The sequence below is a fragment of the Streptomyces sp. NPDC031225 genome (assembly GCF_055570355.1).
On the sequence record NZ_JBVIHJ010000011.1, the window covers coordinates 140,751 to 165,264 of the forward strand.

The 24,514-nt window shown below is 71.4% G+C and carries 20 protein-coding genes and 1 riboswitch; of the genes, 12 read left to right on the plus strand and 8 right to left on the minus strand.

The features are described from left to right. Window positions 1-39: 39 nt before the first annotated feature. Window positions 40-156: a SapB/AmfS family lanthipeptide gene (locus ACZ48Z_RS20320; RefSeq protein WP_468737234.1), complete on the minus strand. Its 117-nt coding sequence runs from the start codon at window positions 154-156 to the stop codon at window positions 40-42. A 59-nt stretch (window positions 157-215) separates the two neighbouring features. After that, window positions 216-2,885 carry a class III lanthionine synthetase LanKC gene (gene lanKC / locus ACZ48Z_RS20325; protein WP_468737235.1) on the minus strand — a complete coding sequence of 890 codons (2,670 nt, stop codon included), beginning with the start codon at window positions 2,883-2,885 and terminating at the stop codon, window positions 216-218. Window positions 2,886-3,081: 196 nt separating this feature from the next. On the opposite strand from lanKC, the gene ACZ48Z_RS20330 reads away from it, so the two are divergent. The 5 genes from ACZ48Z_RS20330 (at window position 3,082) to ACZ48Z_RS20350 (ending at window position 8,030) form a co-directional block, all read left to right on the plus strand. Continuing rightward, window positions 3,082-5,529 (plus strand): SpoIIE family protein phosphatase, encoded by a 2,448-nt coding sequence (locus tag ACZ48Z_RS20330; RefSeq protein ID WP_468737362.1) that lies wholly within the window; start codon window positions 3,082-3,084, stop codon window positions 5,527-5,529. 45 nt (window positions 5,530-5,574) lie between these two features. Beyond that, the gene (locus ACZ48Z_RS20335; RefSeq protein ID WP_468737236.1) at window positions 5,575-5,994 is read left to right on the plus strand and encodes a CBS domain-containing protein; all 420 of its coding nucleotides are present in this window, start codon (window positions 5,575-5,577) and stop codon (window positions 5,992-5,994) included. Window positions 5,995-6,162: 168 nt separating this feature from the next. Then, complete coding sequence (locus ACZ48Z_RS20340; RefSeq protein ID WP_468737237.1) at window positions 6,163-6,339, plus strand: hypothetical protein; 177 nt, start codon at window positions 6,163-6,165, stop codon at window positions 6,337-6,339. A 76-nt stretch (window positions 6,340-6,415) separates the two neighbouring features. Then, on the plus strand, window positions 6,416-6,844 hold the full coding sequence (locus tag ACZ48Z_RS20345; protein WP_468737238.1) for a sugar phosphate nucleotidyltransferase: 429 nt from the start codon (window positions 6,416-6,418) through the stop codon (window positions 6,842-6,844). A gap of 382 nt (window positions 6,845-7,226) precedes the next feature. Beyond that, window positions 7,227-8,030, plus strand: coding sequence for a class I SAM-dependent methyltransferase (locus ACZ48Z_RS20350; RefSeq protein WP_468737239.1), 804 nt, complete (start codon window positions 7,227-7,229; stop codon window positions 8,028-8,030). A gap of 61 nt (window positions 8,031-8,091) precedes the next feature. On the opposite strand, the gene ACZ48Z_RS20355 is transcribed toward ACZ48Z_RS20350, so the two are convergent. Continuing rightward, complete coding sequence (locus tag ACZ48Z_RS20355; RefSeq protein ID WP_468737240.1) at window positions 8,092-10,038, minus strand: glycosyltransferase family 2 protein; 1,947 nt, start codon at window positions 10,036-10,038, stop codon at window positions 8,092-8,094. A gap of 167 nt (window positions 10,039-10,205) precedes the next feature. Here ACZ48Z_RS20355 and ACZ48Z_RS20360 point away from each other — a divergent pair, with 167 nt between their 5' ends. The 3 genes from ACZ48Z_RS20360 (at window position 10,206) to ACZ48Z_RS20370 (ending at window position 14,813) form a co-directional block, all read left to right on the plus strand. Beyond that, window positions 10,206-10,706 carry a metallophosphoesterase family protein gene (locus ACZ48Z_RS20360; protein WP_468737241.1) on the plus strand — a complete coding sequence of 167 codons (501 nt, stop codon included), beginning with the start codon at window positions 10,206-10,208 and terminating at the stop codon, window positions 10,704-10,706. Window positions 10,707-10,953: 247 nt separating this feature from the next. Beyond that, entirely contained in the window at window positions 10,954-12,900 is a 1,947-nt protein-coding gene (locus tag ACZ48Z_RS20365; RefSeq protein WP_468737242.1) for a GTP-binding protein, read from the plus strand. 59 nt (window positions 12,901-12,959) lie between these two features. Beyond that, the gene (locus ACZ48Z_RS20370; protein WP_468737243.1) at window positions 12,960-14,813 is read left to right on the plus strand and encodes a cellulase family glycosylhydrolase; all 1,854 of its coding nucleotides are present in this window, start codon (window positions 12,960-12,962) and stop codon (window positions 14,811-14,813) included. 99 nt (window positions 14,814-14,912) lie between these two features. Here ACZ48Z_RS20370 and ACZ48Z_RS20375 read toward each other — a convergent pair whose 3' ends face one another. After that, window positions 14,913-16,157, minus strand: a complete 1,245-nt coding sequence (locus ACZ48Z_RS20375) for a YncE family protein (RefSeq protein WP_468737244.1) — start codon at window positions 16,155-16,157, stop codon at window positions 14,913-14,915. 183 nt (window positions 16,158-16,340) lie between these two features. Here ACZ48Z_RS20375 and ACZ48Z_RS20380 point away from each other — a divergent pair, with 183 nt between their 5' ends. Then, complete coding sequence (locus tag ACZ48Z_RS20380) at window positions 16,341-17,015, plus strand: TetR/AcrR family transcriptional regulator (RefSeq protein ID WP_468737245.1); 675 nt, start codon at window positions 16,341-16,343, stop codon at window positions 17,013-17,015. 12 nt (window positions 17,016-17,027) lie between these two features. Here the strand turns inward: ACZ48Z_RS20380 and ACZ48Z_RS20385 are convergent, their stop codons facing one another. The 3 genes from ACZ48Z_RS20385 to ACZ48Z_RS20395 all read right to left on the minus strand — a co-directional run bounded on the left by ACZ48Z_RS20385 (window position 17,028) and on the right by ACZ48Z_RS20395 (window position 19,859). Further along, window positions 17,028-18,257, minus strand: a complete 1,230-nt coding sequence (locus tag ACZ48Z_RS20385; protein ID WP_468737363.1) for a glycosyltransferase — start codon at window positions 18,255-18,257, stop codon at window positions 17,028-17,030. Window positions 18,258-18,390: 133 nt separating this feature from the next. Further along, entirely contained in the window at window positions 18,391-19,239 is an 849-nt protein-coding gene (locus ACZ48Z_RS20390; RefSeq protein ID WP_468737246.1) for a bifunctional 5,10-methylenetetrahydrofolate dehydrogenase/5,10-methenyltetrahydrofolate cyclohydrolase, read from the minus strand. A gap of 22 nt (window positions 19,240-19,261) precedes the next feature. Continuing rightward, window positions 19,262-19,344, minus strand: a riboswitch (ZMP/ZTP riboswitch). A 149-nt stretch (window positions 19,345-19,493) separates the two neighbouring features. Then, window positions 19,494-19,859, minus strand: coding sequence for a nuclear transport factor 2 family protein (locus ACZ48Z_RS20395; protein ID WP_468737247.1), 366 nt, complete (start codon window positions 19,857-19,859; stop codon window positions 19,494-19,496). 174 nt (window positions 19,860-20,033) lie between these two features. Here ACZ48Z_RS20395 and ACZ48Z_RS20400 point away from each other — a divergent pair, with 174 nt between their 5' ends. Further along, window positions 20,034-20,330, plus strand: coding sequence for a hypothetical protein (locus ACZ48Z_RS20400; RefSeq protein WP_468737248.1), 297 nt, complete (start codon window positions 20,034-20,036; stop codon window positions 20,328-20,330). Window positions 20,331-20,843: 513 nt separating this feature from the next. Here the strand turns inward: ACZ48Z_RS20400 and ACZ48Z_RS20405 are convergent. Beyond that, a complete protein-coding gene (locus tag ACZ48Z_RS20405; RefSeq protein WP_468737249.1) occupies window positions 20,844-22,598 on the minus strand; it encodes an ABC transporter ATP-binding protein in 1,755 nt (584 codons plus the stop codon). 189 nt (window positions 22,599-22,787) lie between these two features. Between ACZ48Z_RS20405 and ACZ48Z_RS20410 the strand changes: the two genes are divergently transcribed. Both ACZ48Z_RS20410 and ACZ48Z_RS20415 read left to right on the plus strand, forming a co-directional pair. After that, window positions 22,788-23,876, plus strand: a complete 1,089-nt coding sequence (locus ACZ48Z_RS20410) for an S-(hydroxymethyl)mycothiol dehydrogenase (protein ID WP_468737250.1) — start codon at window positions 22,788-22,790, stop codon at window positions 23,874-23,876. Continuing rightward, complete coding sequence (locus ACZ48Z_RS20415) at window positions 23,876-24,505, plus strand: MBL fold metallo-hydrolase (protein ID WP_468737251.1); 630 nt, start codon at window positions 23,876-23,878, stop codon at window positions 24,503-24,505. Before ACZ48Z_RS20410 ends, ACZ48Z_RS20415 begins: the two co-directional genes overlap by 1 nt. Window positions 24,506-24,514: the final 9 nt, after the last annotated feature.

Consider the following 24,514-nt stretch of genomic DNA (forward strand, 5'->3'; position numbering starts at 1 on the left):
GGGAGTGGACCGCCCGGAGTCATGGGCGCACGGTCTCTGTCAGAGACAGAGGGTGACGCTCGCCGCGCTGACGCAGGACAACAGGCTCAGAGTGCTGTTGGCGCCGGTGGCGGCCTGCTCGTCGGACTCCATCGTCTGCAGGTCGAGAAGTGCCATCTCGTTTTCCTTCCTTCGGTGTCGTCCACCCGTGGGGACGGGGTTGGGTCACGGCTCCGTCAGGTCGCGGAACCGCGTATGTGGGGCCGCCTGAGCGGCGGGAGGAACGGCAGGTGCGCGGTGGCGGCCTCGCCGGAGGACACCTGGAACTCGGCGGCCGCTTGGGCCGCTTGGGCCGCGCCGAGCGCGAGCAGGCACCCTGCCGTTCCGGTGCCCAGATCCATCGAAAGCCGCATCATCTGGTGGCCGGGGAAGGCCAGTTGGCCCTGGTAGTCCATGGAGAACCAGCCCAGCCCGTCGATCTGTTCGGCGAGCCGCTGCCGGGTCGCGCCGGGTGTGTCCGTGCGGGCGAGGTGCAGAATCATCCCGGCACGGCCCTGGAAGAGGCCTGGCTGTACGTAGAAGCGGCTGGTGGCGGCGGTCAGGATCCCGGCGCGCGCCCGCTCCAACTCGCCTTCGGTGTCGATGCCCTGGGCGAGGTAGTCGTCCAGGACCATCCCGATGCCCGCGCTTCCCTCGCCGAGGTACGGCAGCGTCCGCCAGCCCTCGTCGACCTCCAGCGAACCGCTCGGATGCGTCACGCAGCACTCCAGGTCGCGGCGCAGCGCGACATCGGCCGCCCTCAACAGCAGTGGTTCACCAGTGTGTTCGTACTGCCGCAGCAGGAACAGCGCCGGCCCGGCCCACCCTCGCAACAGCCCGGCCCGGCGCCGCTTGGGGGTGTCCGCGAGGGGCTGCGCGAGTCGTCGTACGAGAACGTCGGCGGCCTCGGCGGCCCGGTCCCGCAGCTCTTTCTCGCCGGTCGTGCGGGCCAACCCGCCGAGCACGAGCCCGAGTCCGGCGAGGCCTCCGTGCAGGTCGGAGGAGAGGTTCTGCCAGCGTTCGGCGAGGACGCGCTCGACCAGGTCGAGAGCGCGCTGCCGGTGGCCGAGCCGGTCCAGGACGTGGGCGACACCCGCGAGTCCGTCGTACAGGCCCAGCGGTGTGCCCGTCGGCGGGGGCGCGGTGCGCTCCAGGAGCCAGCGCTCGCCCTCCTCATACCGTTCGGCGCCGACCGCGTCCAGCGCGTACAGCACTCCGGCCGCGCCGTGCGCGATCCCGAGACCGCCGCCGTCGTTGAACTGGGTGATGTCGCCGGGGAACAACCGGTCCGCGCGCTCCGGGGTGGCCGAGGCGAGGAGGGCCTTGACCATGGAGTCACGGCTGTAGGGCCAGTCGCCGGGCTCGATGAAGGAGGGCGCGACCTCGGTGCGGACGGCCGACCGGTCGCTCCCGGTGCCGGGGGCCCGCGTGGCGGTGTCCCGGGTGATCTCCGTGACCGCCTCGTCCAGGAACTCCTCGGGCACGTCCGGGAACTGACGGAGGATCACCTCGGCGAGGTGGGCCGCCTTGCCCCGGTCGACCACGAACAGCGTGGTGACCGGCATGAACAGGGCGAGCCGCAGACAGGCCAGGGCGTAGCGGTCGACGTCGATGCCCTTGCGGTCCGGCGGGGCGAAGAAGCCGGGGTGGGCGACGACCTGGCGGCCGTTCTCCTCGACCGGCGCCGCCGCCTCGAAGTCAAGCAGGGACACCGACTCCTCGTCGGGGCCGACCATGATGTTGAAGACGTGCAGGTCGTTGAAGACGATCCCGCGCGCGTGCACCGCGGCCACCGCCCGCTCGACGGCCCCGTGGATGCGTACGGCCCACGCCGTGTAGTCGGCGACCGCTTTCGGATCGGGGTCCGGGGTGAGCAGCGGATGCCGCTCGGCGAAGAACGAGTTCAGCGTGCGCCCCTCCAGGAAGTCCATGACGAGGAACTTGTGGTCGCCGAGCGTGAACCAGTCCCGCACCTCGGGCACCACACCCGTCCCCGCCACCTGCTCCAGGGCGTACTTCTCCCGCTCCAGGCGGGCGATCGCGTCCGCGCCGTCGGCCGCGAGCCCCGCGTGCGGCCGGCCCTCCTTCAGGACGACCTTGCGCCCGTCGCGGGTGTCGGTCCCCGTGTAGACCCCGCCGCCGTTGGAGAAGTGCAGCGCCTTCTCGATCCGGTACGGCAGCTCGCCCACCGTCGTGGTGTTCCGGGCCTCCAGATGCGGCTCCAGGAAGGCGGGCAGCGTCACCCACTCCGGCACCTGGAAGGACGGCGCCCGCCGGTCCGGCACCAGCGTCCCCTCGCCGTCGCGTACCGCCGGTACCAGCGAGCCCCGCTCGTCGACGACGAAGGTGCGCGCGAACGCGCCGTAGCGGACGTAGAGCGGCCCGTCGTGCCAGCGCAGATCGGTGAGGATGTACGGCCCCTCGCAGCCGTCGAGGAGCGCGCCCAACTCCCGCAGCACGACGTGCAGCTGCTCCTCGTCGGCCGGGTAGATCGTGACGAACTTGCCGCTGGTGTCGCGGCCCGCGTACTTGGTGTTGCGCAGATGCAGCAGATGCGGGGCCGGCACGAACTTGAACGAGATGCGCCGGGGCACGCAGTAGTCCCACACGGTCGCGGCGATCCGCTCCGCGTTCGCCCGGGTGGCCGAGGCGTGGATCTTCCAGCCCTGCGACGGTCCCGATACCGGCTTCCCGTCCGGACCGAGGGGCGTCAGCGTCAGCCAGTCGCCGATCCGTGCCGCGTCCCAGCCCTCGGGAACCTCGCGGCGCGTCGTCTCGTAGACGGGCGCCTCGCCCGCGGAGATCCGGTCGGGCGTCTCGTAGAAGTGTCTGTCGGCGAGCGCGTACACCTCGTAGCGCTTGTCCATGCGTCCTCCTCCTTGGCCCGCTGTCGAGCTTTCCAGCGGGACGGTGGCCACGGACAGTCACGGCTGTCACGAGATCACCGTGCGAAACGCATGGGTCAAGAATTGTTGGGAGGGTTTCGAGCACGGCCCCCGCGGATGCTCCACGTACCGCCCTCAGGGGCTGCGCACGTGCCGTATAAGCGCTGTAATGGCGAACGTGGTGAGTGAGGACGCTGCGGGACGCGGAACGAGAGCGTTGCGTGCCGAGGACGCCCTGACAGCGCTCATGGACGGTCCCGGATCGCCGGAACGACTGCGCAGCGTCCTCGAACAGGCGCTCGTCTTCGCCGGGGCGACCCTCGCCGCCGTGTACATCCCAGGCGACGACGGGGACCAGCTGTGCCTCGTCGAGTCGGCCGGCGTCCCCCGCACGCTGTACGGGCTGCGCGACAGCTACCCGAGCTCGGGCGCCTCCCCGCCCGCCGAAGCGCACCGCTCGGGGAGCCCGCTCTTCCTCGGCCCCGAGGAACTCGCCGCCTGCGCCGAGGTCCCAACAGTGCCCCGGCGGGACGTCCACCTGGCCGTGCTGCCCGCGCACGGCGACGACGGCCGGGCCTGTCTCCTGGCCGTCGGTGAGGGTCCTGGCGGCTTCGACGACGAGGACCGCAAGTGCCTCGAACTGATCGCCGGCGCGATCGTCTGTCCCGTCCCCGAGGCGGTCCAGGAGGACGCCGAACCGCGCTCCAACGCGTTCAGCCTCGCCATGGACACCGGCCGGGTCGAGGTCGGCGACGAGCTCCTGGACCTGTTCGGCATGAGCCCGGCCGCCTTCGACGGCAAGGTCGAGACCCTGCTCGGCCTCACCGTGCCCGAGGACCTGCCCTCGCTGATGTCCCTGTTCGAGGCCGGCCACATGTCCCTCGGCGACCGCGAGCTGGAGTTCCGCGTCCTCCAGCCGTCGGGTCCGCCCAGGTGGCTCAGACTGCGCGGCCGCATGCTGCCGGGCACCGAGGACCGGCCCGCCCGGCTCGCGGGCACGGTCGCCGACGCCTCCACCCTGCGCTCCGACGTCACCGACGTGTCCCGTGTGCAGCGCCTGGCCGCCGCCCTCGCCATGGCGGGCACGGTCCGTGACGTCAGCCAGGCCGTCGTCTCCGCCCTGCGCGCCCCGCTGCGGGCCGACCGCATCGCCCTCGCCGAGCTGGAGAACGAACGCCTCGTCGTCACCGTCCTCGACCCGCCCGAACCCGAGTCCTGGCCCGAACTGTGGCGCCTGGAGTGGCGCAGCGAGTGGCCCGAGGCACCGGTGCGGGCCATGCCCACCCTGGCCGCCGCCCTGCGCGAGGGCCGCGCCCAGATCTGGCCGGCCGGCACCGTCCTGGAACCGGCCCTCGCCGACGTCGGTCCCGGCGGCCTCGCCGTCCTGCCGCTGCCCGCGGCCGGGCGCATGGCCGGCGCCTGCCTCATCGGCTGGGACACCCCGCACCACTTCGGCCCCGACGAACGCGCCCTGCTCACCGCCTCCGCCGGCCTCGCCGGGCAGGCCCTGACCCGCGCCCACGCCCTCGACGCCGAACACGAACTCGTCGGCATGCTCCAGCGCCAGCTGCTGCCCCGCCGCCTGCCCGCACTGCCCGGTGCGACCGCCGTCGCCCGCTACCTGCCCAGCACCGCGGGCCTCGAACTCGGCGGCGACTGGTACGACGTGATCCCGCTGCCCGACAACCACGTCGCCCTCGTCATCGGCGACGTCCAGGGCCACAGCGCCGCCGCCGCCACCCTCATGGGCCAGATGCGCACCGCCCTGCGCGCCTACGCCGTCGAGGGCCACCCGCCGGACGTCGTCGTCGCCCGCGCCAACCGGCTCCTCATGGACCTGGAGACCGACCTCTTCGCCACCTGCGCCTACGTCGACCTCGACATGGAGGAGGGCACCGCCTGGTGCGTCAGGGCCGGCCACCTGCCGCCCGTCCTGCGCCACCCCGACGGCACCACGGAGATCGTGGAGGCGGACGGCGGCCCGCCGCTCGGCGTGCTGGCCCAGACCGACTTCCCGATGACCCCGCTCCGGCTGCGGCCCGGCACCCTGGTCGCCCTGACCACCGACGGCCTGGTCGAGTCCACCGAGGCCGACATCGACGAGGGCATGGACCGTTTCGCCCGCGGACTTGCCGCCTCCGACCCCGCCAACCTGGGACTCGTCGCCGACGCCCTGCTCGTCGGCGCCCGCCGCAGCGACGACGTGGCCCTGCTCCTGCTGCGGTACGACGGCATGGCCACCCACCCGCTCAGGGAGGGCTGGACGGTGTGGCGCGTCCCGCAGGCCGCCGGACACGCCCGCCGCTTCACCCGGCGCGTCCTGCGCCGATGGGGGGTACGGAACGGCGCCCTCGACACCGCCCTGCTCGTCGTCTCCGAACTCGTCACCAACGCCCTCGTGCACACCGACGGGCCGGTCCGCCTCGACCTCACCCTCGTGAGCCGGCGGCTGCGCGTGTCCGTCTCCGACGCCTCGCCCCGCACTCCCGTCAAGCCCACCGACATCGGCTGGGAGGCCACCGGCGGCCGCGGGGTCCTGCTCGTCGAGGCCGTGTCGGCGGCCTGGGGCACCGTCCCCGTCAGCGGTGGCAAACAGGTGTGGAGCGAAATCGCACTCGATACCTGAGCCTGGGTACCCGGGCCGCAGAATCCCCTGCCGGAGAGGTACGCCATGACCCAGCACGTCAGCGACATCATGACCAGCGCCCCGGTCACCGTGGAACCGCAGACCTCCGTGACCGCCGTCGCCCGCATCATGCGCGACCAGAACCTCGGCGCCGTACTCGTCACCGAGGGCGACGAACTGCGAGGTCTGGTCACCGACCGTGACCTCGTCGTGCGGTCCCTCGCCGAGGGCGGCGACCCCGACCGGACCACCGTGGCCGGCGCGTGCAGCGACGACCTGGTGACCGTCGGCCCCGAGGACGACCTGGACCACGCCATCGAGCTCATGCGGGAACACGCCGTACGCCGGATCCCGGTCGTCGAGGACGGCCACCCCGTCGGCATCGTCGCTCTCGGCGACGCCGCCATGGAACGCGACCCGGAGTCCGCCCTGGGTGACATCAGCGCGGCCCGCTCCAACACCTGAGCCGTGCAGGCGAGTTCGCCCCGCGGGTCCGGCCGGCCGTCAAGCGGCACGGGTACGGGTCCCCGCTGTACGCGTGTGCGGTGTCGACGCCCTGACGGCCGGTCCGGTCCGTTTGGGCCGGCCGTCACCGGGGACCCGGAGCGGAGCATGGAAGGACGGTGAACCACCGTGACCCCGCTGACCGTTGAGAAACCCCTCGCACGCCGGCCCGAGACGGGCTGGTCCAGGGCCCGACGCCTGCACGGCAAGGGCGACCTGCGGACCTGCCTGTCCGCTGTCGAGGACCACGTCGGATCCACCACCGCGCACACGGGCGAGAGCAACATCTTCCGCGGCGAGGACTGAGCGCCTCCCGGGTGCAACTCCCGGGCAATCCTCCCGCCATGGCCCGTTGCTGTGAATTCGGGCTAAGGTGGCGCAGATGAAGGCTCTCGTGCTGTCCGGCGAGGCCGGCACACGGTTGTGGCCACGTACGCGCACTTCGGCCGAACGACCGGTGCCCGTCGCCCACCAAGCAGTCCGTTCGCACGGCCTCGCGTCGATCGCCGACGCGGGGCTCACCCACGCCGGGGTGATCCCGGGCGACACCTCCGTACACACTCGGGAAACCATCGGCACCGAGGTGCACGACCCCTGCATCGGCCCCTTCACGTCCGTGGCGGAGAACCGCCGGGTCGTGGACAGTGAGGCCGAGTCCTCCGTCGCCCTGCGGGACGCCCCGACCGAGGGCACGGCCCGCGCAGAGGCCTCGCCGGCCGGCCCCCTCGCCGGGGAGTGCCCGGCGCCGAGCGCGCCCCGGGCCCACCACCTCGTACGCGGAGACGGCAGCAAGGTGCAGATTTCTTCATGAGTCCTCCCGCCGCCGCCCGCGACCGCTCCGGCGGGTCCAGCACCGCCCTCCGCCCCGTCGCCGGGTACGCGGCCCTCCCACCGGGACCGTGCCGCTCGGCGCGAAGCGCTGCCGTGAACACGGCACAGACGGTATGTTCCAGGGCACCGGATCCGGCGCGGGCAGCCGTGACGGACCGGTGCGGGAAGCGTTCCGGCACCACTGCGGTCGGCCCCTGCCGGGCCGCCCCCACCAGCAGCGAGGTCCGCATCGGGCCCGCACCACGTCCCGCCCTCCGCGCCCTCGGGCACGACCGGGGGACGGGGGCCGCACCGGCCTCGCACCGGCACCGGCGGTCCGCCCTGCACGAAGCACTGCCACACATCCGCAAGGAGATTTCCCAGTGAAACGTCACGAGTTCCTGCGGGGGCTCCACAAAGCCAGCGCGAACCGCAACTACCTGGAGATCGGCGTCAACGACGGCCGCAGCCTGACGTTCTCCCGGGTACCGAGTATCGCGATCGACCCGGCGTTCAAAGTGGTCTCGGAGATCCGCTGCGACGTCCATCTGGCCAAGGCCACCAGCGACGACTTCTTCGCGCGAGACAACCCGCTCCAGCATCTGAAGGGCGGCCGTCACCCGCTGCGCAACATCATCCGGAACCGCAGCCCGTTCGGCTACTGGCAGGACGTCACGCTCGACCTGGCGTTCATCGACGGCATGCACCTGTTCGAGTACGCGCTCCGCGACTTCATCAACGTCGAGAAGTACGCGGACTGGGCCAGCGTGATCGTCTTCGACGACATGCTGCCGCGCAACGTGGACGAGGCGGCCCGCGACCGGCACACCAACGCCTGGACCGGTGACGTCTACAAGGTCATCGAGGTCCTGAACCGCTACCGGCCCGACCTGGTGACCGTCCTGGTCGACACCGAGCCCACAGGCCAGCTCCTGGTCTTCGGCGCGGACCCGACCAGCACGGTGCTGCAGGACAAGTACGACGAGATCATCGCGGAGTACGTCGTCCCGGACCCGCAGAAGGTGCCCGAGTCGGTCCTGGAGCGCACCTCGGCGATCAAGCCGGAGACGCTGATCGAGGCGTCCTTCTGGAAGGCGCTGGTGAACGCCCGCAACCGCGGGAGCAAGCGGTCCCGTAGCTGGGAGCACCTGCGCACCAGCCTGGAGCGGCTCAACGACGCCAGCTGAGCGACATGCGGTGAGACGGGGAGGACGCTCGGCGTCCTCCCCGTCTGTCGTGCTCCCCGCGCTACTTGCCGCGTGCCCTGACCCGGCGGACCAGCCTCCCGGCGAGGCGCCTGGCCCTGCGGACCAGCCGCTGCGCGGCCCCCGGACGGGGCGGGTGGACGATCTGCACGCTGCCCGCTTTCGCCCGCACGGCGAACGGCAGCGGGTGGAAGCGCGGCTCCGTCGCGTCGGGAGCCGGGCTCAGCGCGACCCGCCAGGCCGCGCCCTGGAGCTCGTCGAGGGGCAGCACCGCTTCCAGAAGGGCCGCGGGGCCCTTGGGCCGCAGCGTTCCTGACACCTGCACGGGCGCGGCGCCGGAACCACGGGTGAGCTTCAGCAGCACCGGAGTCTCACCGGGTACGTGGAACGGCACCGACACCTCGACGCCGTCGCCGGACACGGTGACCGCACCCGCCGGCAGGCGCCCGAGTTCCAGACGCTCGCCGGCCGTGTCGACGTCGAGGGCGAGCGTGCCCTGCTTCGTCGTCCAGTACGGCAGTACCACCCGGCCGCCGGCCACACCGGCATCCGCGGCCGGACGTCCCTTGAGGGCGGCCGGTCCCAGTCGGCTCTGCTTGGTCCAGCCGCCGAGCTTGACGCGGATGTACACGTCCCACAGCCCGGCGCCGAGCGGGCTGCCGTCGGCCGCGGTGGCGGGGTCCACGGCCGCGGTGCCCCGCAGCACGAGCCGGACCCGACCGTCCCCCTCCGCAGGGACGGTCTCCCGGGTGAACTCCACCGGCTGGAAGTACTGGGCGGCACTGGCGCGCTCGCGCAGCAGCAGCTCGACCGTGGCACGGCCGAAACCGGCGACGCTGTGGGACCCCACCCAGTCCACCGCCTCCTGGACGGAGTCCGGCGCCCCGTCGAGCGGGGCGGCGGTGCCCTTCGCGGGGAACGTCATCGGCGTGCCGCCGGACGCGAGTTCGGCGGACAGCCCGATCCGCAGCACACCGCCGTCCCACTCGACGCCGTCCGGACCGGCCGTGGGCGAGACGGAGGACTCCCATTCCGCGAACGCCACCAGGTCGTCGAGCCGGCCGTCGGCGATCAGGGCGGCGATGACCTGCTGGGTGGGCTGCAGACCGGCCGCGACACCGGGACCGAAGCGCTCGACGACCACTGTGCGGATCTCGGCGAAGAGCTCCTTGCGGTAGTCCTCGGGCGCGTTGAGCAGCCGCTTGCCGCGCATCCGCTCGACCATCTCGTTGCGCAGCCAGCGACGCAGCAGCCGGTCACGCGAGGGCCCCGGCTCGGTGTACTTCTCGACGACGTCGAGCGCCTCGCGCAGGTTCGCGAAGTAGCCCACCGGGTCGAAGCGCTGGAAGCCCGCGTTGGAGGCGTCGTCGCGCTTGAGGTGGTAGTAGCAGACGTAGTCACTGAGCACGGAGACGTTGTCCGCGCGCAGATACGCCTCCGTGACGAAGACGTGGTCCTCCAGCCTGCGCCTGCCCTCGGGGAAGCGCAGCCCGATCCGGTCCAGGAAGGCCCGCCGGAACATCTTGTGCGGGGTGAGACTGTCGATCAGCGGCGCGTTGTCGACGGTGGCACGCGGATGGTTGCGGCGGAACAGCTCCACCGGCACGCCCCGGCCCTGTCCTGCCATCTTGCCGACGACCACGTCGGCGCCGTTGGCGACCGCGTAGTCGTACATCCGCTCCAGGGCCTCGTCGCCGAGGTAGTCGTCGTTGTCGACGAACATCACGAACTCGCCCCGGGCGGCTTCGATCCCGACGTTGCGCGGCTTTCCGGACCAGCCGGAGGCCTCCTGGTGCACGACGGTGACGCGCGGGTCCGACGCGGCGAGTTCGTCCAGCCGGGCGGGCGTCCCGTCGGTCGAACCGTCGTCGACGAAGATCGCCTCGTACTCGTCGGGGGGCAGTGACTGCCTGAGCAGCGAGGCGATGCAGTCCTCGATGTAGTTCCCCGGGTTGTAGACGGGGATGACGACGCTGACCTTGACCGGCATCGGTGTCCGGACTCCTTGGGTGGCTTGTGGCTTGCGTCACGGATAGACGCTTTGTGCGCCGATGTTAACGCCGCCGGGCAAGTGCCGCGTCAGTGGGCCGTCTTGGCGAGCGGATCCTGTGCCGTCGGTCGACGTTCCCGTATGTCGGTTCCTCTAGGGTGGTCGGCGTGCGCCTGCTGCTGATGTCCGACACCCACCTGCCCAAGCGCGCCAAGGAACTCCCGGCCCCGCTGCTCGCCGAACTCCCGCACGCCGACGTCGTGTTCCACGCCGGTGACTGGGTGGACACCGCCACGCTCGAACTGCTGGAGAGCCGCAGCGCACGGCTCGTCGGGGTGTACGGCAACAACGACGGGCCCGGTCTGCGCGCGCGGCTCCCGGAGGTGGCGTACGCCGATGTCGGCGGTGTGCGCTTTGCTGTCGTGCACGAGACGGGCGCCGCGCAGGGCCGTGAGGCCCGCTGCGCCGCGCAGTACCCCGACACCGACGTCCTGGTCTTCGGCCACAGCCACATCCCCTGGGACACCACCGCCCCCGGCGGACTGCGCCTGCTCAACCCCGGCTCGCCGACCGACCGCCGCCGTCAGCCCCACTGCACCTACATGACGGCGACCGCGGCCGACGGCCGCCTCACGGACGTACGCCTGCACCGGCTCCCGCCGCGCTGACGCCCACCCGCCCCGGCTGCTGAACAGGAGCAATCGAGCCTCGCCTCCGCGGTCCTCTCGTACGCGGGCGCCGTGAAAGTCGGGACGCGGCTGGACTGGTTGAGCGTTAATCCGTTGCCGCTGGGGCCCACACCTGCTGGACTTCGGATGTCCATGCCCTCGTCGTACGAACCAGGAGCAGCAATGCGCACTTCGTCCATGTCCACCCAGGAAGGAATGACCCCCATTCTTAAGGACATGACGCTTCGTGCACTTGCTCAACCTAGGGATCCTCGCCCACGTCGACGCAGGTAAGACCAGCCTGACCGAGCGGCTGCTGCACTCGGCCGGAGTCATCGACGAGATCGGCAGCGTCGACGCCGGCAGCACACAGACCGACACCCTCGCGCTGGAGCGCCGGCGCGGCATCACCATCAAGTCCGCCGTCGTCTCCTTCACGGTCGACGACGTGACCGTCAACCTCATCGACACCCCCGGCCACCCCGACTTCATCGCCGAGGTGGAGCGGGTCCTCGGCGTGCTCGACGGAGCGGTCCTGGTCGTCTCGGCCGTCGAGGGCGTTCAGGCGCAGACCAGGGTCCTCATGCGGACCCTGAAACGGCTGGGCGTCCCGACCCTCGTCTTCGTCAACAAGACCGACCGACGCGGGGCCCGCTATGACGGTGTCCTGCGGGACATCGCCGAGCGGCTCACCCCGGCGGTGGTGCCGATGGGCACGGTGGGTGACCTCGGCACGCGCCAGGCCCGTTTCCTGCCCGGGCTCGGTTCCTACGACGTCCTCGCGGACCATGACGACGACCTGCTGGCCGCCTGTGTCGAAGGGCGGGTTCCCGAGGGCCTGCCGCGCGCCGCGCTCGTCACGCAGACCCGGCGGGGCCTGGTGCACCCGGTGTACTTCGGCTCGGCCGTCACGGGCGCGGGCGTCCCCGAACTGGTCGCGGGAATCCGGGAGTTGCTGCCCGCAGCCGACGGTGACCCCGAAGGGCCCGTGTCCGCGACGGTGTTCAAGGTCGACCGGGGCCCGGCGGGGGAGAAGGTCGCGTACGCCCGCCTGTTCTCCGGCACGTTGCGCACCCGCGACCGGGTGCCTTTCGGCGCGGCTCGCGCGGCACGAGGCCGTGCGGAAGCGGTCCGCGCGGAGGGCCGTGTCACCGCCGTCAGTGTCTTCGACAGCGGCACCGAGGTCCGTCAGGACGCGGTTCCAGCGGGCCGGATCGCCAAGCTGTGGGGCCTGCCGGGCATCCGCATCGGTGACGCCCTCGGCGAACCCCGCGCGGCCCACGAGCGTTTCTTCGCCCCGCCCTCCCTCGAAACAGTCGTCGTCCCGGCCCCCGGCACCGACAGCAGGTCCCTCCACCTCGCCCTCACCCAGCTCGCCGAGCAGGACCCCCTGATCGCCCTCAGGCACGACGAGGGCCGCCAGGAGACCTCCGTCTCCCTCTACGGCGAGGTCCAGAAGGAGGTCATCCAGGCCACGCTCGCCGAGGAGTTCGGCCTCGACGTCACCTTCCGCGAGACGACGCCGCTGTGCGTCGAGCGACCGGCCGGGACGGGCGCGGCCGTCGAGTTCAACAAGAAGGACGGCAACCCCTTCCTCGCCACCGTCGGCCTGCGGGTCGACCCGGCGCCGGCCGGCTCCGGCGTGTCCTTCGGGTTGGAGGTGGAGCTCGGCGCCATGCCGTACGCGTTCTTCAAGGCCGTAGAGGACACCGTGTACGAGACCCTCGGCCAGGGCCTGTACGGCTGGCAGGTCACCGACTGCACGGTGACCATGACCCACTCCGGCTACTCACCTCGGCAGAGCCACGCTCACCAGGGCTTCAACAAGAGCATGTCCAGCACGGGCGCCGACTTCCGCGGCGTGACCCCGCTGGTTCTCGTCCGGGCGCTGCGGCGGGCGGGCACCGTGGTCCACGAGCCGATGCACCGGTTCCGTGTCGAGGCCCCGGCCGACACGCTCGGGACCCTGCTGCCCGCGCTGGCCGCGCTGCGGGCCGTACCGGAGACCACCGATACGCGCGGCGAGAGGGCCTGGGTGGAGGGCGGGGTTCCGGCGGCCCGGCTCCATGAGCTGGAGCAGCGGCTGCCGGGACTCACCCGCGGCGAGGGCGAGTTGGAAAGCGCCTTCGACCACTACACGCGGATCACTCACGGCATTGTTCCGATTCGTCCGGCGGTTACCCGGAAAAGCTGAAACTTACTCATCAGTCATAAGTGTTGACGGTGTGCCGGATGAGTCGGACTGTAAGGGACATGCCGAATATGCGCGCGCGTCTGCTCGTTGTTCTGGTTGTCCTCTGTGGATTCCTGACGGTGGCGGGAAACCCGTCCGCCTCCGCCGCCGGTATCGCCGACTCCCTCCCCTTCGACGGAACCGCCCTCACCGTGGCGAACGGCCGTTTCGTCGACGCCGACGGCCGCGAGGTCGTCCTGCGCGGCTACAACGTCTCGGGCGAGACCAAACTCGCCGAGAACCACGGTCTGCCCTTCGCCTCGGTCGCCGACGCCAAGAAGTCGGCGACCGCGCTGAGAGCTCTCGGCGGCGGCAACTCCGTCCGCTTCCTGCTGTCCTGGGCCTACGCCGAACCGGTGAAGGGGCAGGTCGACACCGCATATCTGGCGAACGCCACCGAGCAGATGCGCGCGTTCCTCGACGCGGGCATCCGCGTCTACCCCGACTTCCACCAGGACCTGTACTCCCGCTGGCTGTTCAACTCGGGCAGCTGGTACACCGGCGACGGCGCGCCCGCCTGGGCGGTGGCGCTCGGCAACTACTCCGCCGAGTCCTGCGGCATCTGCATCATGTGGGGCCAGAACATCACCCAGAACGGCGCGGTGAAGGCCGGCCAGTACGACTTCTGGCACAACAGGTACGGCCTCCAGGACTACTTCCTGGCCACCGCCCAGAAGACCATGACGTACATCAAGGCGAACCTCAGCACCGCACAGTTCGCCGGGATCGTCGGCTTCGACCCCTACAACGAGCCCTACGCCGGCACCTACGACTCCGGGCAGACCAGCCGCACCTGGGAACGCGATGTGCTGTGGCCCTTCTACGTGAAGTTCCGGGCCCGGATGGACACGGCCGGCTGGACGGACAAGCCCACCATGGTCGAGCCGAACCTCTTCTGGAACGGCAACGTCAGCAAGGAGGAGGGCGGCCTCCTGGACGCCGGCACGCTCGGCTCGCGGTACGTGTTCAACACCCACTTCTACGACCAGAAGGCGATCTCCGGCATCCTGATGTGGGGCAACGCCTCCGACGGCCAGTACGTCACCGACTTCGGCACCGTCCGCGACCGTGCCACGGCGACCGGTACGACGGCCGTGGTCAGCGAGTTCGGGCACCCGCTGAACGGCAGCACCGCGGGCAAGGCGCCGACCGTCCTCAAGGCCATGTACCAGGCCCTGGACTCCCGGGTGAAGGGCGCCAACTGGTGGTCCACGCCCGCGGGTTCGGGACCGGTCCTGTCCGGCAGCCAGTGGCAGTGGGACATCTACAACGGCCGCCACCACGAACTCATGAACGACAATCCGGACAAGGTCATCACCTCGGGCGACGGCTGGAACGACGAGGACCTGTCGGCCGTGAAGCTCGACGACTCGGGCACGGCGGTGCTCCGCCAGGACGCCCGGCTCCTCGACCGGATCTACCCGAGCGCCACCTCGGGCACGACGGCCGCCTTCACCTACGAGGACCGCTCCAGGGACGGCTCCACGACCCTGACCTGGAACCCGGTGCCGAGCAGCCTGCCGAACGTGTCGTCACTGGTCGGGTCCGGCCAGTACTCGGTGCTCGTGTGGCGGTCGGGCAGCGGCACGGCACCCACCGAACTCCATCTCCCCGCCTCCTTCCCGAACGCGACGACCACGGTCGTCTCCGACCTCGGCACTGTCTACGGCCCGCCGGCGTACACCTCCTCGACCCCCGTCGGAACGGCCCTCGAACCGGGCGGCACCGGCAGCCGCCGGCTCCTCCTCACCGACTCCGACTCCGGCGTGCTGCACTATGCGCTGGTCACCAACGGGGCCGGCTCGCCCTCCGCGTCGCTGCTCGCCGCGGCCAGGTCCGAGCTCGCGACCTGGACGGCGCAGAAGTTCGGCTGACCCCGGCCATACCGACAGCCGGGCCGGTACCGCCTCCGGAGAGGGGCGGTACCGGCCCGGCTGCGACGTTCGCCCGGTCGGTGCGCGTGGACGCTCCCGCTATGAGGAAGGGCTCGCCCAGTCCGTGGCCACATGCCCCAGCCGCACCCGCTGGGGATGGTCGCCGACCGCCACGGACACCGTCTTCTGCCCGGTCGCGAAGTCGATCGCGGTGACCTGGTCGGCGCCGCTCTCGGACACCACACAGCTCTTGCCGTCGCCGCTGACGGTGGCCCAGTACGGCTTCGAGGCCGGCACGAGCGGGCCCTCCTGGAGGGTCGTGCGGTCGACCACGGTGGCGTAGTCGTCCATCGTGCCCGCGACGCACAGCTTGCTGCCGTCCGGGCTCATCGAAATGCCATGGTGGCGCGAGTCGTTGACCATGGTGGTGCGGTCGTCGCTGGTCGCCGGGTTCTTCGGCAGGACCTTGGTCCGGGTGATCTTGTCGGTCGCGACGTCGTACTCGAAGAAGCCGTTGAAGAACGAGACCTGGAAGTACAGCTTGGACTCGTCCGGCGAGAAGACCGCGGGCCGGACCGCGTCCGAGTAGTCCTTGAGGCCGATCGCGTCCAGCTTGGCCCGCATGTCGATGACCTTGACCTGCTTGTACGTCGTGGCGTCGACGACCGTGATGTGCCGGTCGCCCTTCGTGAAGTCCTGCCACGGGGCGTCGGAGTCGGTGTTGACGTCACCGATCGCCATGTTCCAGATGTACTTGCCGTCCTTGGTGAAGATGTTCTCGTGCGGCTTGTCGCCGGTGGCGAACGACCCGAGCTGCTGGCCGGTGTTGATGTTGAGCACGTGCACGGTGTTCGCGGTCGAGGCCGACACCGCGACCCGGAGGCCGTCGGGGGAGACGGCCATGTGGTCCGCGCGGTAACCCGACACCCGGAAACGCCAGTTGATCTTCCCGGTGGCCACGTCGATCGACACGACGTCCGCGAAGCTCGGCCGGGAGACGACCACCGACTTGCCGTCCGGCGTGGAGTACATGTCGTCGGCGAACTGGTCGTGGCCCTCGCCGACGCTGTTGCGGATCGCCATGAAGTAGATCCACTTGATCGGATCGGCGTTGATCTCCGCCATCCGGGCGTCCTTGTCGGGGATCACGTTGATCCGGCCGATCTTGGCCAGATCACCGGAGGACTTCAGGACGTCGGCCGTGCCGTCCCAGTTGTTGCCCACGAACAGCACCTCGCGGAGGGCGGCCGCGTCCACGGCGCTCGCGGAGGTGGCGGGGGCGGTGAGGGCCAGGACGACTGCGGCGGCCATGGCGCACAGGTGTCTTGGGCGGAGAGCGGACATGAGGGGGCTCCCTTGGGCGGCTCATGAAGGAGGCATGACACATCGGAAAATCTGAAGACGCGTGGATTCAGAGTGAACTTACTGCAAAGTAAGGAAGGGGGGCCCTTCTCCACAAGACTGCGTGCACGACAAACTTGGGCGACATACGGAAGGCCGGAGCGTCCGGCCCGGGTAGGAGGTGCGGTGACGGGCAGGCTCAGGGCCCCGACCGGTCGCTATGGCGGCAAGACCGCCGCGGAGCGGCAGGCCGATCGACGCCGGCGTTTCCTGGACGCGGCACTCCAGCTCTTCGGGGACACCCCCGGATACCGCGCCACGACCGTCGCGGCCCTCAGCGAGGCCGCGGGCCTGTCCACCCGCCAGTTCTACGAGGAGTTCCGCACCCTCGAGGACGTCCTGGCCGCGCTCCATCTGGAGGTCAACGACTGGGCGACGGCAGCCGTGCTGGAGGCGGTCGCGGGCGGGGACCACCTGCCGCTCGCCGAGCGCGCCGCCGCGATCTTCCGCGCCTACGCGGCGAACGTCACCGCGGACCCGTGTCGGGTGCGCATCACCTTCGTCGAGATCATCGGCGTCAGCCCGCGGCTGGAGGAACAGCGCCTGGCCCGCCGGGCGCACTGGGTGGACCTGGTGTGCGCCGAGGCACAGCGGGCGGTGGCCCGTGGCGAGGCGGCGCCCCGCGACTTCCGGCTCGCCGCGACGGCGTTCATCGGCAGCGTCAACGGTCTGCTCCACGACTGGAACGCCGGGTGGGTGGACGCGACCCTGGACGAGGTCGTCGAGGAACTGGTCCGGCAGCTGCTGGGAATCCTGCAGCCACCGGGCTGGACGGCACCGCCCGCCCGGGATTCCGCCTGACCGCCCACAGCGCTACGCGGTCATGCGGTCCAGGGCCGCCACCACCGGCGCCACCCCGTCCTCCTCGCGAACATGTGCCGCCAGCACCTGAGCCCGCTCCCGGAAACCGGCATCCCGGGTGGCCCGCACCAGCGCCGCCCCCAGTGTGTCCGCGGTCAGACGTCTGAGCGGCAGCACGCGCGGAGCCACCCCCAGCGCGACCAGCCGAGCCGCCCAGAAGCTCTCGTCGAACTGGATCGGCACCGGTACGGCCGGTACCCCGGCGCGCAGTCCCGCCGCGGTCGTGCCCGCGCCCGCGTGGTGGACCACCGCCGCCATCCGGGGGAAGAGCGCGCAGTGCGGTGCCTCGTCGATGGTCAGCATGTCGTCGCCGCCGGCCGCCAGGCCCGCCCACCCGCGCTGGATCACCCCGCGCAGCCCGGCCCGGCGCAGCGCCCGCACGATCTCGGTGCTGATCCTCCCGGGATCGGGCACGGTCGCGCTGCCCAGCCCCACGAACACCGGCGGCGGCCCCGCGTCGACGAATGCGCGCAGCTCGTCGGAGAGCCGCTCGTCCCCGGCGTACGGCCACCAGTAGCCCGTTACGTCGAGCCCGCGACGCCAGTCACGGGGCCGGGCGACGACCCGCGGGCTGAATCCGTGCAGCACCGGCCAGCCCTGCCGCTCCCGGGCCCGCAGCGCCGCGACCGTCCCCACTGGCGCCAGCCCCAGCCGGGTGCGCACCGACGGGAGCGCCGCGGCGAAGACCTGCTCGACGGCCAGGTTCAGTCCCGCCCCAGCGACCCGGTTGCCGAGCGCGCCCCAGGAACCGACGCCCAGCATGGGCGGCGCGAACTCCCGGGTGGCCGCGAGAGGCTGGAGGTTGAGGCCCAGGCTGGGCAGTGCCAGTCCCTCCGCGACGGCGTGCCCCAGCGGGGCCACCGAACCGGACAGGAGCAGCGCGTCGGCGGTCCGGGCGGCAGCCACCAGCTCGTCGGCCATCTCCACGGCCAGGGTCCTGGCCATCGCGACCACCCGCACCAGTTTGCCCACGCCGGTCGTGCTGCGGTGCAGGGCCCGCCCGCGCGACGACTCCAGCTCCGCCCGCGGATCGACGGGCAGGGCGTGGAACCCGAGCCCGGCCCGGGCCGCGAGCGGCTCGAAACGGCTGTGGGTGACCAGGGTGACCTCGTGACCGGCCCGCGCCAGACCGTGCCCGAGACCGGTGAAGGGGGCCACGTCGCCCCGGGAGCCCGCTGTCATGATCGCTACCCGCACGACGGACAGTATGGCGCCACGGCCCGCCACAGGGCCTCAACGACCCGTGACATCCGGCCAGTTCACCCTCGTCGCGAACTGCGGCCCGAGGGTGAGCGGCCGACCCCCGCGGCCCGCGCTAGGCCCCGAGCTGCCGGGCGGCGGCCGCCACCGTCTGCTCCAGCAGCGTGGCGATGGTCATCGGACCCACGCCGCCCGGCACCGGTGTGATCAGCGAGGCACGCTCCACCGCGGAGTCGAAGTCGACGTCGCCGACGTTGCCCGCGTTGTAGCCGGCGTCGATCACGACCGCGCCGGGCTTGATGTCCTGGCCCCGGATCAGCCGGGGCCTGCCCACCGCGGCGACCACGATGTCCGCCTCCCGTACGGCAGCCGACAGGTCCGCCGTACGGGAGTGGCAGTAGGTCACCGTGGCGTCGCGGGCGAGCAGCAGCACGCCGGCCGGCTTGCCGAGGATCGCGCTGCGGCCCACGACCACGGCACGCTTGCCGGCCGGGTCGACGTCGTACGCGTCGAGCAGCCGCATGATCCCGCCGGGCGTGCACGACACGAAGCCCGGAAGGCCGAAGCTCATCGTCGCGAAGGAGGCGAAGGTGACACCGTCGACGTCCTTCTCCGGTGCGATCGCCTCGAACGCCGCCCGCTCGTCGATGTGCGCGCCCATCGGGTGCTGGAGGAGGATGCCGTGCACGGTGGGATCGACCGACAGGGCACGCAGTGTGCCGACGAGTTCCTCGGTGGTGGTGGCCGCGGGCAGCTCCACGTGCCGGGACTCGATGCCGGCCTTGCGGCAGCGGTTGCGCTTCATGCGCACGTAGGTGACGGAGGCGGGGTCCTCGCCGACCAGTACCGTGGCCAGACAAGGGGACTGACCTGTGCGTTTGGTGAGGTCTGCCGCCCGCTCGGCGGTGTCCTCGCCGATGCGCCGGGCAAGCGCGGTGCCGTCCATGAGCCGTGCCTGGGACATGGTCCACTCCTGAGCCGATCGAAGGAATCGCCCAGGCGCACGGCATCGAATGTGCGAACCGCTCCCCGGTGGTGATCCACCTCAGCGCCAGTCACGGTCCGGACATCAGGCTAACCGACGTGCAACCGCCCGACGTGCCCCGTGCTCCTTTCCGCGGGCACCGCGGCAGAACCTGCCGCGCGGATACTCCCCGCGCCGAGAAGGTCCAGGTCAGCCGTTCGACGTGACCCGGACCCTCGGCCTTTTCGTTCTCGCTATTCGTCCCACGCCTGGATCAGGGTCTGCTCGGTGATCTTGCCGTCCCGCAGGGTCAGCATCGACTCGGAGAGGACGCGTACCCCGTCGGAGTACTCGCACGACTCGCTGAAGGCGACGTGATCGCCGTCGACGACGCACTGTTCCAGCTTGTGCGTCATGTCGCGGCTGTAGACGTCGTCGAGCATCGCGCTGATCTGGTCCCTGCCGTGCAGCACCGTGGGGTGGCTCGGCTGGCTGTTGCGGTCCACGACGCGTATCTCGGCGTCGTCCGCGTAGAGCGACAGAAGAGTCGCCGCAGTGTGTCCTTCGATGCCCCGGCGCAGTGCGTCGGCGTCGAAACCGGAGCGTGCCGCAGTGCCCATGGTGACCTCCTTCGAGGGCCGCGGCCCGACGAGGAGCGGGCCGCGTAGGGCCTCTTTCCTACGAGACTCCTCCGCCTCGGCGGTCACGGCAAGCCCAGTACGGGCGCTCCGCCTGACGAGTGAGCGGCGCCGGACGGCCGTGTCCGCCAGGGGGTCGGTGGCGTTGCTGACAACATGATCTCAACTCGACGTATCGTCGCCGCGGTCGGTCTCGCCGTCGGTGTCACCGGCCTCGCCGCCCCCCTCGCGAACGCGGCCGACGCGGCTGCCCCGGAGGCGAGCCCGCTCAGCCCGATCGCCATGCTCGACTCGCTCGCGGCCAGCGACATCCCCGCGGAGCACAAGGCCGAGATGCCGAAGGTCTCCGCGCAGCTGAACAAGGCCAACGACCTGTACAAGCTCAACGAGCTGCACCAGGTCACCGACCTCGCCGCCCCCGTCACCGGGCTGGTACCCGCGGTCGAGGCCTGACCGCTCCCGCACACACACCGAGGGCCGCCCGGTGATCCGGGCGGCCCTCGGTGTGTGTCCGCCGGAAGTGGCATCAGGGCCGGGGATGCCTCAGGCAGGACGACCACCGGGCGCCGGGACCCTTGTCAGGAGGGCTGCCCGAGGTGCTGACGCTGCCTCAGGAGCGGTACTCGTGCGCGCCGTTGCGGATGGCCGTCGCCGATCGCATGCGACCGCTTAAGACCGCGCCCGGCCCCGTCACCTGCGGCCGCCCACAAACCCCCGGTCTGCGGCCTCCGGTACCCGGACCGGATGCCGGGCCAGGAGGCCGCGGCAGTGCGGCGGCCACCGACGCCCGCCGCTGGGGGTGCGCCCGTGCTCGGGTGGAACGGACTTCCGTCGACCGGTGGACGAGGGCGTCGGCCGGCACGTCAGCCGCACCCGGACGGGCTGCCGCGTGTTCCACACGATCCACGCGCCCGCGAGCAGGAGATGCCGTGCGGCTCAGACGGCCGGGAAGCCGACGGCGCGAACTCACCCTGCGGTGGCGAGGAACTGCGTCGCCGCCAGCTCCGCGTACAGCGGATCCCCGGCGACCAGCTCCTGGTGCGTTCCCACGGCCCGCACCCGCCCCGCATCCATCACCACGATCCGGTCGGCCATCGTCACCGTGGACAACCGATGCGCCACGACCAACACCGTGGTCGTACGCGCCACATCGGCCACCGTGTCCCGCAGCGCCGCCTCGTTCACCGCGTCCAGCTGGGACGTGGCCTCGTCAAGGAGCAACAGCCGGGGCCGCCGCAGCAACGCACGGGCGATCGCCACCCGTTGCCGCTCACCGCCCGACAGCTTGGTCCCCCGATGCCCGACCAGCGTCTCAAGGCCGCCGGGCAGCTTGGCCACCAGCCCGTCCAGACGCGTCGTCTTCAGCACCCGCGCCACCGCGTCCTCGTCCGCCGTCGGGTTCCCCAGCAGCAGGTTCTCCCGCAGCGACCCCGACAGCACCGGCGCGTCCTGCTCCACATACCCGATGGCGGAGCGGAGTTGGGGCAGATCCCACTCGGCGAGATCCCGCCCGTCCAGCGTCACCGCCCCGGACTCGGGATCGTAGAACCGCTCGATCAGCGAGAACACCGTCGTCTTGCCCGCCCCCGAAGGCCCGACGAACGCCGTCATGCCCCGCGCCGGCACATCGAAGGTCACGCCGTGATGGACGTACGGCAGATCGTCGGCATACCGGAACCGGACGTCCGCGAAGGCGACGGCCGCCGGTGCCGCGCCGTCCGCGGGCAACGGCGCGGGCAGAGCCGCCGGTTCGGCCGGCAGGCTCAGTGCCTCCTGGATGCGGGCGAGCGCCGCCGCACCCGTCTGGTACTGCGTGATCGCCCCCACGACCTGCTGGATCGGCGACATGAGATAGAAGACGTACAGCAGGAACGCCACCAGCGTGCCGACGTCGATCGCCCCGGTCGCGACCCGCGCCCCGCCCACCGCGAGCACCGTGATGAACGCGATCTGCATCGCGAGGCCCGCCGTGTTGCCCGCTGCGGCCGACCACTTGGCGGCCCGCACGCTCTGCCGCCACGACTCCTCGGCCGCCGCGTGCAGCGTCAGCTCCTCCCGGTGCTCGGCCCCGGACGCCTTCACCGTGCGCAGCGCCCCGAGGATCCGCTCCAGCGACGCGCCCATCACACCGACCGCGTCCTGCGCCTGCCGGCTCGCCCGGTTGATGCGCGGCACGATCACCCCGAGCACCGTGCCCGCGGCCAGGATCACCGCCAGCGTGACGCCCAGCAGCACCGGGTCGACCAGGCCCATCATCACCACGGTCGCCACCAGCGTGAGGCCGCCGGTGCCAAGGCCCACCAGCGAGTCGGTGGTGACCTCGCGCAGCAGGGTGGTGTCCGAGGTGATCCGGGCCATCAGATCGCCGGGTTCGGTACGGTCCACGGCCGGGATGCGCAGCCGCAGCAGATACGACGACAGGGCGCGCCGCGCGCCCAGCACCACCGACTCCGCGGTGCGCCGCAGCACATACGAACCCAGTCCGCCCATCGCCGCGTTGGTGATCACGAGCGCCGACATGATGAACAACGCGCCGGTGATCGTGCGGTCGTGGGACAGGTCGTCGATCAACTCCCGTGCCACCAGGGGCAGCAGCAGGCCGGTGGCCCCGGTCAGGAGCGAGAGCACGGCACCCGCGAGCAGGGTCCACCGGTGCGGCCTCACGTATCCGAGGAGCAGCCGCCAGGTGGGCGGGCCGCTCTCCGTCTCGGCAGTGCTCACGGTGCTCCCTCGTGCCCGGTGACGTGCTGAGCCTTCAGGCTACGTCGGCGCTCTGGCGACGTGCGGTCGCCCAGCCCCCTCCGTCCCGGTCGCCCGGCCTGCTCCTCCGGCCTGGTCCGAGTGCCGTTACCGATCAGTCACGCGTAGGGTCGGCAGGGACGTGCACCGGGCGACAGAAGGGGTCAGGCCATGGCGCAGGAGGTACGCGGAGTGATCGCACCCGGCAAGGACGAGCCGGTGCGGGTGGAGACGATCCTGGTGCCGGACCCGGGACCGGGAGAGGCCGTCGTACAGGTGCAGGCCTGCGGGGTCTGTCACACCGATCTGCACTACAAGCAGGGCGGCATCAACGACGAGTTCCCGTTCCTGCTCGGCCACGAGGCCGCCGGTGTCGTGGAGTCCGTCGGCGCGGGGGTCACCGATGTCGCGCCCGGCGACTTCGTGATCCTCAACTGGCGCGCGGTGTGCGGGAACTGCCGGGCCTGTCTGCGCGGGCGGCCCTGGTACTGCTTCGACACCCACAACGCCGAGCAGCGGATGACCCTCGCCTCGACCGGCCAGGAGCTCTCGCCCGCCCTGGGTATCGGCGCCTTCGCCGAGAAGACGCTGGTCGCCGCCGGACAGTGCACCAAGGTCGACCCGTCGGTCTCGGCTGCCGTCGCGGGGCTGCTGGGCTGCGGGGTGATGGCCGGAATCGGTGCCGCGATCAACACCGGGAACGTCGGCCGGGGCGACACCGTCGCCGTCATCGGCTGCGGTGGTGTCGGCGACGCGGCGATCGCCGGATCGAACCTCGCGGGCGCGGCGAGGATCATCGCCGTGGACATCGACGACCGCAAGCTGGAGAAGGCCCGCACCATGGGCGCCACGCACACCGTCAACTCGCGCGAGAACGACCCCGTGGAGGCGATCCGCGAACTGACCGGCGGCTTCGGTGCCGACGTCGTCATCGAGGCGGTCGGGCGCCCCGAGACGTACAAGCAGGCCTTCTACGCCCGCGACCTCGCCGGCACCGTCGTCCTGGTCGGCGTGCCGACCCCCGAGATGAAGCTGGAGCTTCCCCTGCTGGACGTCTTCGGCCGCGGCGGCTCGCTCAAGTCGTCCTGGTACGGCGACTGTCTGCCCTCCCGTGACTTCCCGATGCTGATCGACCTGCACCTGCAGGGCCGCCTGGACCTGGAGGCGTTCGTGACCGAGACCATCCAACTCGACGAGGTGGAGAAGGCGTTCGAGCGCATGCACGACGGCGACGTCCTGCGTTCGGTGGTGGTGCTCTGATGGCCGCCCGCATCGAACGCCTCGTCACCTCGGGGCAGTTCAGCCTCGACGGCGGCACCTGGGACGTCGACAACAACGTCTGGATCGTCGGCGACGACCATGAGGTGATCGTCATCGACGCCGCCCACGACGCCGACGCCATCGCCGAGGCCGTGGGCGACCGCAGGCTCACCGCGATCGTCTGCACCCACGCCCACAACGACCACATCGACGCGGCGCCCGCCCTCGCCGACCGCACCGGCGCGACGATCTGGCTGCACCCCGACGACCTGCCGCTGTGGAAGCAGACCCACCCCGACCGTGACCCCGACGCCCACCTGCGGGACGGGCAGGTCATCGAGGCCGCGGGCGCCGACCTCAGGGTGCTGCACACCCCCGGCCACGCGCCGGGTGCCGTCTGCCTCTACGACCCGGGCCTCGCCACCGTCTTCACCGGCGACACCCTGTTCAAGGGCGGGCCCGGCGCCACCGGCCGCTCCTGGTCGCACTTCCCGACGATCATCGACTCGATCCGCGACCGGCTGCTGGCCCTGCCGCCCGAGACGAAGGTCCTCACCGGTCACGGAGACCCCACCACCATCGGTGCGGAGGCTCCGAACCTGCAGGAGTGGATCGCCCGCGGCCACTGACGCCGACAG